The organism is Candidatus Halobonum tyrrellensis G22, assembly GCF_000495475.1.
GTDB lineage: Archaea > Halobacteriota > Halobacteria > Halobacteriales > Haloferacaceae > Halobonum > Halobonum tyrrellense.
Window position 1 is genome coordinate 1 of sequence record NZ_ASGZ01000011.1, and the last position, 9,157, is coordinate 9,157.

The following is a 9,157-nucleotide window of genomic DNA, read 5'->3' on the forward strand; positions in this document are numbered from 1 at the left end:
ACGCCGAGGCGGCGACCCCGGCCGGCGCGGCGGGTCGTCGCCGGTCGACGACGGGCCGGGCGGCGACGACGCGGCCGGCACCGACGACCCCGCGACCGGCGCGGCCGACGCCGCGACCGACGCGGTAGATTCGGCCGACGCCGCCGCCGACCCGACCGACGCCGACACGACCGACGCCGACCCGACCGCCCGCGAGCGACTGCGGGCCGCCCGCGACGAGGCGCGCGAGCGACTCGCCGAGACCGAGACGGAACTGGAGTCGGTCCGCGCGGAGGCGGAAGAGAGCGAGGCGGAACGGCGGCGACTCCGCGAGGAGAACGACCGCCTCCGCGACCGAATCGAGGAGTTGGAGGCGGAACTGGAGTCGGCCCGCGAGGAGGCCGCGGCGGCGCGCGAGCGCGCGCCCGACGTGCCGGCCGAGCGGGCGGTCCACGCCGACCGCGCGCTCGCGGGGACGAACCTGTTCGTCCGCTACGAGTCGAAGAGCGGACCGACGCTGGAGGAGGCGCTCGCGGGCAACGCCACCGCCGCGGAGGTGAACGACAACCTCCGGGTCGAACGCCACACCGACTTCGACGCCGAGGCGGTCGTGGTCGACGGCCGGCCGTTCGCCGAGTTCCTCGCGGACACCATCGAGTACGGCTTCGTCGAGTGGGCCGTCCGCGACCTGCTGTACGAGATACGCGATACGCGCAACCAGTCGTCGCTCCGGGCGCTGTTCACGGCGCTCCCGAAGGTCGACCGCGCGGAGCTACACGGCACGGTCGACCTCGTCGACGAGGAGGGGAAACGCGACGAGGAACGGGCGTTCGACGTGGTGTTGCGCGACCGGATGGGCACCCCGCTGGTGGTCGCCGACGTGACCGACTCCCGGGAGCCGACGACCGAGTCGATGCTCGACGAACTCGTCGGCGGCGCGAACGACGTTGCCGGCCGGGACGACGGCCTCTGTGCGGCGTTCTCCGTCACGGCGTCGTTCTTCGAACCCGGCGCGCTCGAAGCCGCCGCGGACGCGACCGGCGGCGGCCTGCTGGGCCGGGGGAAACACAAGAGCTTCGTGCGCCTCTCGCGCAAGCGGGGGTTCCACCTCTGTCTGGTCGAGGCGCGCGACGGCGAGTTCCACGTCACCGTCCCCGAACTGTAGCCGGGGCCGTCGCTCGCGTCCTCCGACCACGGAAACAGAAACAGGACCGAAGGCGTCGAACCCGTCAGTTCTCGACTTCCGGCGCGTTGTCGATCCGCATGCCGCCGATCTTGTCGATGATCTCGTCGAGTTTGTCGTCGAGTTCGTCGACGAACTCGACGGTGCGGTCGGTCGTGATGGCTCCCTGGCTGGACGGTTCGATCAGGTTCTCCTCCTCGAGGACGCGCAGCGAGTAGCGCACTTTGTGGTGGGGGTACCCCGTCTCGTTCGACATCTTCACGATCCCGATCGGTTCGTTCTCGATGACCATCCGGAGGACCTGAAGGTGCCGTTCCAGCATGTCCACCTCCTTCTCAAGTCGATCTATCATGCCACATGTTAACTTGTGCGTCCACGGTTTAAACGTTCCCCTCTCCCCCGCGAGAATCGAGTGCGCCCGGCTTCGTCGTGTGACGGGTTAACGGTTCCGGCCCGGCGGTCCCCGTCGTCCGCGGGCGGCGAATGTGCACGGGGGCGGATACGTTCGGGGCTGTATCGCCGTCGGGATCCGTACTCGTGGTTATCTGGGCCGCGTTCGAGCGGGCCGGACCGCAATCGGTTTACCGAGGGGGGCGGAACGGGGGGACGGAATGACTGTAACGATCGTCGGCTCCCAGCTCGGCGACGAGGGGAAGGGCGCGCTCGTCGACCTGTGGGGCGGGGGCGCCGACATCGTCGTCCGGTATCAGGGCGGCGACAACGCCGGCCACACCGTCGTCGAGGACGGCGAGGAGTACGCGCTCTCGCTCGTCCCGAGCGGGGCGGTTCGGGGCAAGGTGGGCGTGCTCGGCAACGGCTGCGTCGTGAACCCGCGGACGCTGTTCGACGAACTCGGCCAACTCCGCGAGCGCGGACTCGACCCCGACGTGCGGGTGGCCGAGCGGGCGCACGTCATCCTCCCGTACCACCGTCGGCTCGACGGCATCGAGGAGGAGGCGAAGGCGGACTCGGACATGACCGTGGGGACGACCGGCCGTGGCATCGGCCCCACGTACGAGGACAAGGTGGGCCGCCGGGGCATCCGGGTGGGCGACTTGCTCGACCCCGACGTGCTCCGACGGCGACTGGAGTACGCCGTCCCGCAGAAGCGCGCGCTCATCGAGGAGGTGTACGGCCTGGAGGCGGGCGAGGAGTGCGACGTCGACGCCCTCCACGAGGAGTACAGCGAGGTTGGCGAGCGCCTCCGCGAGGAGGGGATGACCGTCAACTGCGGCGACTTCCTCGCCGAGCGGCGCGCCGCGGGCGACAGCGTGATGTTCGAGGGCGCGCAGGGCACCCTGATCGACATCGACCACGGTAGCTACCCGTACGTCACCTCGTCGAACCCCACCGCGGGCGGGGCGGCCACCGGGTCGGGCGTCGGTCCCACCGTCGTCGGACAGGGCGAAGTGATCGGCGTCGTGAAGGCGTACCTCTCGCGGGTCGGCGAGGGACCGCTCCCGACCGAACTCACGGGCGAGGACGAGCCCCTCGCCGACGACATCCGCGAGAAGGGCGGCGAGTTCGGCACCGTCACCGGCCGGCCGCGCCGGATCGGCTGGCTCGACGTGCCGATGCTCCGGCACGCCGCCCGCACGAGCGGGTTCACGGGCGTCGCCGTCAACCACCTCGACGTGCTCGCGGGACTGGACGAACTGCACGTGGGCCACGCCTACGAACTCGACGGCGAGACCACCGAGACGGTGCCCACGACGACCGAGCGCTGGGGCCGGTGCGAGCCGGTTCTCCGCGAGTTCGACACCTGGCCGGAGGTCGACTGGGCCGACGTGGCCGCGGAGGGGTACGCGGCGATCCCCGAGGCGGGCCGCGACTACCTGGAGTACATCGAAGCCCAGATCGACACGCCCGTCTACGCCGTCGGGGTCGGTCCCGACCGTTCCCAGACCGTCGTCCGGACGGACCCCTGGGACGGCCAGTAGCGTCGCCGGACGACCGAGGGGGACCGTGGCTCCCGCTCGCCCGGGAGCGGGCGTCCGCCGAACCGAACGGGATTTCGTACGGCGTGCCCCACGTCCGCGTATGAGCGACGCGACCCCCGACCCGGACTCGACCCCGGACCCCGTCGACGCGAGCGCGCGGCTGTTGCGTGCGGTCCGGGTCGGCGACCCCGTCGAGGAGCGGGTGACGGCGCTCGCCACCCTCGACGAGGCGGCGCTGACCGGGCTGTCGGTGCCCGCGCGGACGGCGTTCTGGCTCAACTGCTACAACGCCGCCGCCCAACTCCTCCTCGACACCGAACCCGACCTGTACGAGGTCCGACGCGCGTTCTTCGGCGCGGAGGCGCTCCCGGTGGCCGGCCACCCGCTCTCGCTCGACGGTATCGAACACGGGCTCCTCCGCGGCCGGTCGAAACACGGGTTCGGCTACCTGCCGCGGCTGTTCGCGTCGGGGTTCGAGCGCCGTCACCGCCTCCCCGCAGTCGACCCCCGGGTCCACTTCGCGCTCAACTGCGGCGCCGAGAGCTGTCCGGCCGTCGCGGCGTACTCGCGGGACGCCGACGCCGAACTCGACGACGCGGCGGCGACCTACCTCGACCGGACGGTCGAGTACGACCCCGACGCCGGCCTCCGCGGCCGGGGCGTCGTCCGCGTCCCCCGGACGTGTCTGTGGTTCCGCCGCGACTTCGGCGGCGCGAGCGGGGTCCGGACGCTGCTCCGGGCGTACGACCTGCTCCCCGCCGACGCCTCCCCGCGGGTGCGCTATCTCGACTGGGACTGGTCGCCGCGACCCCGGCGGTTCCGGGAGTGACCGCCCGCGGGCGGCGACCCGCGAACGAGCGGATCCGTCCGCGCTCGGACCCGAACCCGTAGGCTTTTGACCGGTCCGCCACTCCGGGCGGACGATGAAGGAGTCGCTGCTGGACATCATCTGCTGTCCGCTCGACAAGCACGACCTCGAACTCACCGTCGAGGAGCGCGACGAGGAGGACGGCGAGATCGTCGAGGGGCTGCTCGTCTGTACGGACTGCGGTGAGGAGTACCCCATCGAGGAGGGCATCCCCAACCTCCTCCCGCCCGATATGCGGGAGTGAGTCGGGCGACCCCCGCGTCGGTCGGGTCGGAGCGGACTGGGAAGCTTTTTGCCTCGATGCCGTCATCCCCGCACGTGTCCACGGAGTCGGCCCCGCTCGCCGTCGCGCTCAACCGCGACCGCCTCAACCAGGCGGTCGTCCCCGAGAGCTACGCGGCGGAGGGGTCGTTCACGGTCCGACTGCGGAACGAGGGCGAGGCCGCCCACGTCCACCTCCGGTTCGTCGGCCCGCTGTCGGAGGTGGCGTCGGTCGCGACCTCCAACCACTACGTCGACGGCGACTCGACCAGCGACGTCCGGGTCGAGGTGGCCGACATCGACGACCGCGTGCGCGGCGGGCTGGAGGTCGTCACCGGCCACGGCGCCGAGGGCGAGGTGGTCGAGGTGACGGTCGACCCGCCGGCGCGCTCGGGACCCGTCGAGGTGGACGAGACGCTCTCGCGCCCCCGCACCGAGGAGTCGTCGGACGACCCGCGGACGCTCGGCGACACCGTCGGCGGGCTGTTCTCCGCCTCGACGCCGACCACGTACCTGGTGGTCGGGCTGGCGGTCGCGGCGCTGTTGGTCGCGTTCGTGCTCCAGACGACGTTCCAGAGCGTCGCGCTCACGCTCGGCCTGCTCGCGGTCGTCGTCGCCGTCGCCGGCGCGCTGTACGTCCTGTTCTCCTGATCGCCCTCCCCGGGTGGCCCCCGCGGGCGGTCACTCCGTCGCGTCGTCGGTGTCGCCGTCGCCCGCGTCGGACTCCCCGTCCGCGAACCGCTTGGCGCGGAGGTAGCGCGCGCGGTAGCGGTTCGCCCCCTCCGAGAGGTCCGCCTCGCGTATCTCGGCGGCGCGGCCGTCGGCGACGGCGCCGACGATATCCTCGACCTGCTCCCGCTCGCTCGGCGTGAGCGTGAACGTGTACTCGCGCTCCTCCTCCGCCTCCAGTTTCGTCCACTTCCGGGCGGCCGCGACCACGAGCGAGCACGGCTCCCGGCACGGGAACGGTCCGTCGCCGCCGTCGGCCGCCAGGTCGTCGCCCTCGTCGTACTCCCACTCGCGCCGGCGGAGACACTGCGAGTCCACACAGCACGCCTCCGCGACGTACTCGACGCCCTCGCGCGGGAGTTCGTCGATCACGTCGTAGATGCCCGTCTGGCGTTCGGCCGTGTCGACCCAGTGGTCGACGTCGAGTTCGCCCTCGTACTCGCGGTACCAGTTGGCGACGGTCGCGGGGTAGAACGCCTCAACCGCCTCGGTCAACGCCCGCGGGTCGAGCGACGGGAACACCCAGCCGCGCCGGAGGGAGGGAGCGGTCTTGAGCGGTCGGTAGCGCTCGCGGCCGTCGAGTTTCCCCACCTCGCGCGCGTCCAGCGGGTCGTCGTGGCTATCGAGGTCCGCGGCGCGCGCGTCGGCGTCGTCGACGTGTCTGAGGTCGTACCGGCGGGCGTCGCCCTCGCCGAGCGTCGCCTCGATACGGAGCTGTCCCCACTCGGTGACGAGGCCGCCGTCGCCGCCCGCGCCGTGGCCGTCCCCGTCGACCGCGTCGGCTTCGTCAGCCTCGCCGCCGTCACCCCCCGCCTCCGCAGACCCGCGGAGCGCGGCGTAGCGGTCGGGCACCGCGCGGCCGGCGTCCTCCTCGGGGTCGGGGTCGTCGGTCGAGTGGATCGGCGCGTCCTCCGCGCGCCGGAGGAACGCCCGCCGGGGGCGGCCGTGCCCGCCGACCTCGCGCTCCCAGAAGTACCAGTTGGTGACGTACGGGTCGTCGGCCCGGCCGCGAAGGTCGGCCTCCGAGAGCCCCTCCGCGGTCGTCTCGGGCGTCTCGAACCGGTAGCCGTCGGGAGTCGACGAGACCCGGAGTCCGTCGAAGTCGACCCCCTCGCCCGCCGCGCGGACCAGCGCGTCCGCGTGTCGGTCGAGCATTCAGTCGTCGGCCTCCGGGGGCGAGGGGGAGGCGGAGCCGCCGGCCGCGACCCGCGTCGACTCCCGGACCTCCTCGACGGCCCGCGAGACGTCCGCGCCGGCGTCGGCGGCGCGTTCGAGCAGCACGTCCGCCAGCAGGGGTTCGGTGCCGACCGCGCCCGCGTACCAGATCCGGTGGCCGTCGACGTCGGCGGGCACGTCGTACCCGGTGCGGTAGTCGTCGGTCAGCCCCATGTCCTCGGGGATGTCCTCTTGGGTGTGGAAGCCGTCGGCGACGAACAGCGGCACCACGACCACGTCGTCGGAGTCGAAGTAGTCGGTCACGTCGTCCACCTCCGGCTCCTCGTCCATGTACAGCGCCTGCACCTCGTCGAAGCGGTCCATCTCCCGCACCCGCTCGGCGTGGTACTCGATGGCCTTCGCGGAGTTCTCGTTGCGCTCGGTGCCGTGGCCCACGACGGCGAAGCCGAACCCCTCGCCCACGTCGGGGTCGCCCGTCACGCTCTCGGCCCGGCGGACGAGCACGTCGGTCATCGCCTCGTGGGTGCCGACCGGCCCGCAGTAGTGGACCGTCTGGCCCGTGTCCGCGGCGGTGTAGGTGGCGACGTCCGCCGAGAGACCGTCCGACTCCCAGTCGGCGACGTCCCAGCCGTCCAGCCGGAGTTCCCGCGGGATCACCTGCTCCGTGAAGTACCCCTCCGAGATGAACATCGGCACGACGTACACCTCGTCGGCTTCGACGGTGCGGAGCACCTCGCGGAGGCTGGGTTCCTCCTTCCAGAAGCCGGTGCGGACCTCGTCGAACGCCCCGGTCGCACGGACCGTGTCCGCGTGGTCGTACGTCGGCGCGCTCGAGTCCGGATTCAGATGCGACCCGTGGGCGACGACGACGAGCGCCTGACTCATGCACGGATCCAGGGGCGCGTCGACCTTATCGGCTTCGACAGCGGGGCGGATATCCGGTCGCTGACCGCAGGTCTCACGCCCGCCCGCGGGAGCATCGACGGAGGGACGGTCCGGACGAAGACGGGGAGGGCCGGCGGTCCGTCGGCGGGGACGGGAGCGGGTCGAGCGAGGGGGAGGGCCGAACGCGTCGCGAGGGAGGGCCGCGAGAGCGCGGCGGCGACCGGCGGCGCCGACCCGGCGGGTCGCCGTCGCCCCGGGTCCGACTCAGACGTCGACGCAGGCGGTCGTGCCGGGGACGCACACCCGCCGCCGGGGGAGGCGCGCGCGGACCGCCGCCGACTCGCGAACCCGCGCCAGCAGGTAGCCCGCGGCCACCAGCGCCGCCCCGCCCGCCACCGCGCCGGGGAAGGTTGCCACGAGTAGGACGACCGGCACCGCCAGCGCGAGGGCGGCGGTGACGGCGAGCGATGCGTCGGTGTCGGGGACGGCCGGAATGGGCTGTCTCATACACGTTAATGTAGGACGGCCACCCTCAAAGTGGTAATCTGAACGAGGTTTCTGTCCCGCGGGTTACTGAAACCCGTTTCCGTAGCGGGACCCCCGGAGTCGGCCCGACGCCCGCGGCACGCGGTCACGGGGGACGCGTCCGGTACGCAACGTTATCTCCTCGTAACGCAACTGTACGTTATGCATCCCGGCGAGCGGCAGCACGGCGGGTCGGGGGAGGTGTCGTCGGGAGGGACCGAGTCGAGCGAGCAGGCGGCCCACCGCCGGATCGTGGAGGCGGCGACGGGGTACGCCATGTTCACGCTCGACCTGGAGGGGCGGATCGAGTCGTGGCCGGGGACCGCGGAGCGACTGTACGGCTACGAGGCGGCCGACACCGTCGGGTCGCCGGTGGGACTGTTGTGGTCCGAGGAGGACGACGCCCTCGAACGGGCGGTCGCGAACCTCGCCGCCCGCGAGGGCGACCCCGTCGAGACCGAGGGCTGGCACGAGCGGGCCGACGGCTCCGTCTTCTGGGGGGCGTGTACGTTCACGCCGATCGTGAACGGCGCCCTCCACGGCTACACGGTCGTGACTCACGACGTCACGGCCCGGAAGCAGTACGAACGGATGCTCGAACGACAGAACGACCGGCTGGAGGAGTTCACCGACATCGTCTCGCACGACCTCCGCTCCCCGCTCAACGTGGTCGTCGGACGGCTCGACCTCTACCGCGAGACCGGCGACGCCGACCACCTCGACGCCGTCGAGCGGAGCGTGTCGCGGATGGAGCGGCTGATCACCGACCTGCTCCGCGTGGCGAGACGGGGGAACGTGGTCGAACACCCGGCGGTGACGGATATCGGGGCGCTGGTCGCCGACGCACGCGAGGGGGCGCTCCCCGACGACGCGACGGTGGAGTACGTCCCGGTGCCGCCGGTCGTGGCCGACGCCGACCGTCTACAGCAGGTGTTCGACAACCTGTTCCGGAACGCGGTCCAGCACGGCGGGGCGGGCGTCCGGATCGAGGTCGGGCCGCTCGACGACGGGTTCTACGTCGAGGACGACGGTCCCGGGGTCGCCGAGGCGGACCGTTCGCGGGTGTTCGACCACGGGTTCACGACCGACGCCGAGGGCGGACAGGGGTTCGGGCTGTCGGTCGTCCGCACCATCGTCGGCGCACACGGCTGGGAGGTGGCCGTGACCGAGGCGTCGTCGGGCGGCGCCCGGTTCGAGGTGACGAACGTCGGCTTCGTCGAGTGAGCCGGTCGTCCGCGTCCCGCCGTCGAGGACCGACGGTCGAGTCGCCCCCCGCTCGCGACCGGCGGGGTTATGCCCCCGGCCGCGCTCCCGCCGAGCATGACCGTCGCCGAGGCGGCCCGCGCCGCCGCCCGCGAGCGCCCGTTCCTGTTCGACGCCCTCCGGGCGGGCGTCGTGAACTACGCCGCCGCCGCCGAGACGCTCGTCGCGGCGGGCGTCGACGCCGACGCCGACGCGGTCGCCACCGCGCTCCGCCGGTACGCCGCCGACCTCGACGCGGCCGACCCGGCGTTCGACGCGCGCGTCACCATGGAGCGCGGGCTCGGACGGGTCGACGCCGAGCGGTCCGGGGCGGACGCGGCCGACGAGAGGACCGAGCGCGCGGACGAC

At 72.6% G+C, this 9,157-nt stretch carries 11 protein-coding genes; 7 read left to right on the forward strand and 4 right to left on the reverse strand.

Features of this window, described 5'->3' with window-relative positions; genetic code table 11:
- Window positions 1-1,144: DUF7527 domain-containing protein (locus tag K933_RS18255; protein ID WP_023393387.1), on the forward strand; the 1,144-nt coding region annotated here is incomplete at its 5' end.
- A 64-nt stretch (window positions 1,145-1,208) separates the two neighbouring features.
- Here K933_RS18255 and K933_RS03915 read toward each other — a convergent pair.
- Window positions 1,209-1,514: a hypothetical protein gene (locus K933_RS03915; protein WP_023393388.1), complete on the reverse strand. Its 306-nt coding sequence runs from the start codon at window positions 1,512-1,514 to the stop codon at window positions 1,209-1,211.
- A 259-nt stretch (window positions 1,515-1,773) separates the two neighbouring features.
- On the opposite strand from K933_RS03915, the gene K933_RS03920 reads away from it, so the two are divergent.
- The 4 genes from K933_RS03920 to K933_RS03935 all read left to right on the forward strand — a co-directional run bounded on the left by K933_RS03920 (window position 1,774) and on the right by K933_RS03935 (window position 4,882).
- A complete protein-coding gene (locus K933_RS03920) occupies window positions 1,774-3,102 on the forward strand; it encodes an adenylosuccinate synthase (RefSeq protein ID WP_023393389.1) in 1,329 nt (442 codons plus the stop codon).
- Between the two features lie 100 nt (window positions 3,103-3,202).
- Complete coding sequence (locus K933_RS03925; RefSeq protein ID WP_023393390.1) at window positions 3,203-3,931, forward strand: DUF547 domain-containing protein; 729 nt, start codon at window positions 3,203-3,205, stop codon at window positions 3,929-3,931.
- Between the two features lie 94 nt (window positions 3,932-4,025).
- A complete protein-coding gene (locus tag K933_RS03930) occupies window positions 4,026-4,214 on the forward strand; it encodes a methytransferase partner Trm112 (RefSeq protein WP_023393391.1) in 189 nt (62 codons plus the stop codon).
- 74 nt (window positions 4,215-4,288) lie between these two features.
- Window positions 4,289-4,882, forward strand: a complete 594-nt coding sequence (locus tag K933_RS03935) for a DUF7524 family protein (protein ID WP_023393392.1) — start codon at window positions 4,289-4,291, stop codon at window positions 4,880-4,882.
- A 30-nt stretch (window positions 4,883-4,912) separates the two neighbouring features.
- Here the strand turns inward: K933_RS03935 and K933_RS03940 are convergent, their stop codons facing one another.
- The 3 genes from K933_RS03940 to K933_RS17805 form a co-directional block, all read right to left on the reverse strand.
- Complete coding sequence (locus tag K933_RS03940; RefSeq protein WP_023393393.1) at window positions 4,913-6,115, reverse strand: DR2241 family protein; 1,203 nt, start codon at window positions 6,113-6,115, stop codon at window positions 4,913-4,915.
- Entirely contained in the window at window positions 6,116-7,021 is a 906-nt protein-coding gene (locus K933_RS03945) for a CbiX/SirB N-terminal domain-containing protein (RefSeq protein WP_023393394.1), read from the reverse strand. It abuts the gene before it with no gap.
- 264 nt (window positions 7,022-7,285) lie between these two features.
- Complete coding sequence (locus K933_RS17805) at window positions 7,286-7,528, reverse strand: hypothetical protein (RefSeq protein ID WP_023393395.1); 243 nt, start codon at window positions 7,526-7,528, stop codon at window positions 7,286-7,288.
- Window positions 7,529-7,708: 180 nt separating this feature from the next.
- Here K933_RS17805 and K933_RS03955 point away from each other — a divergent pair, with 180 nt between their 5' ends.
- Window positions 7,709-8,770 carry a PAS domain-containing sensor histidine kinase gene (locus K933_RS03955; protein WP_023393396.1) on the forward strand — a complete coding sequence of 354 codons (1,062 nt, stop codon included), beginning with the start codon at window positions 7,709-7,711 and terminating at the stop codon, window positions 8,768-8,770.
- Window positions 8,771-8,866: 96 nt separating this feature from the next.
- Window positions 8,867-9,157: DUF7523 family protein (locus K933_RS18260; RefSeq protein WP_449240083.1), on the forward strand; the 291-nt coding region annotated here is incomplete at its 3' end.

Bases quoted from the DNA above. Each gene is read 5' to 3' on its own strand.
- K933_RS03915 (WP_023393388.1), bottom strand. From the start codon at position 1,514: ATGATAGATCGACTTGAGAAGGAGGTGGACATGCTGGAACGGCACCTT.
- K933_RS03925 (WP_023393390.1), top strand. From the start codon at position 3,203: ATGAGCGACGCGACCCCCGACCCGGACTCGACCCCGGACCCCGTCGAC.
- K933_RS03940 (WP_023393393.1), bottom strand. From the start codon at position 6,115: ATGCTCGACCGACACGCGGACGCGCTGGTCCGCGCGGCGGGCGAGGGG.
- K933_RS03920 (WP_023393389.1), top strand. From the start codon at position 1,774: ATGACTGTAACGATCGTCGGCTCCCAGCTCGGCGACGAGGGGAAGGGC.
- K933_RS17805 (WP_023393395.1), bottom strand. From the start codon at position 7,528: ATGAGACAGCCCATTCCGGCCGTCCCCGACACCGACGCATCGCTCGCC.
- K933_RS03930 (WP_023393391.1), top strand. From the start codon at position 4,026: ATGAAGGAGTCGCTGCTGGACATCATCTGCTGTCCGCTCGACAAGCAC.
- K933_RS03955 (WP_023393396.1), top strand. From the start codon at position 7,709: ATGCATCCCGGCGAGCGGCAGCACGGCGGGTCGGGGGAGGTGTCGTCG.
- K933_RS03945 (WP_023393394.1), bottom strand. From the start codon at position 7,021: ATGAGTCAGGCGCTCGTCGTCGTCGCCCACGGGTCGCATCTGAATCCG.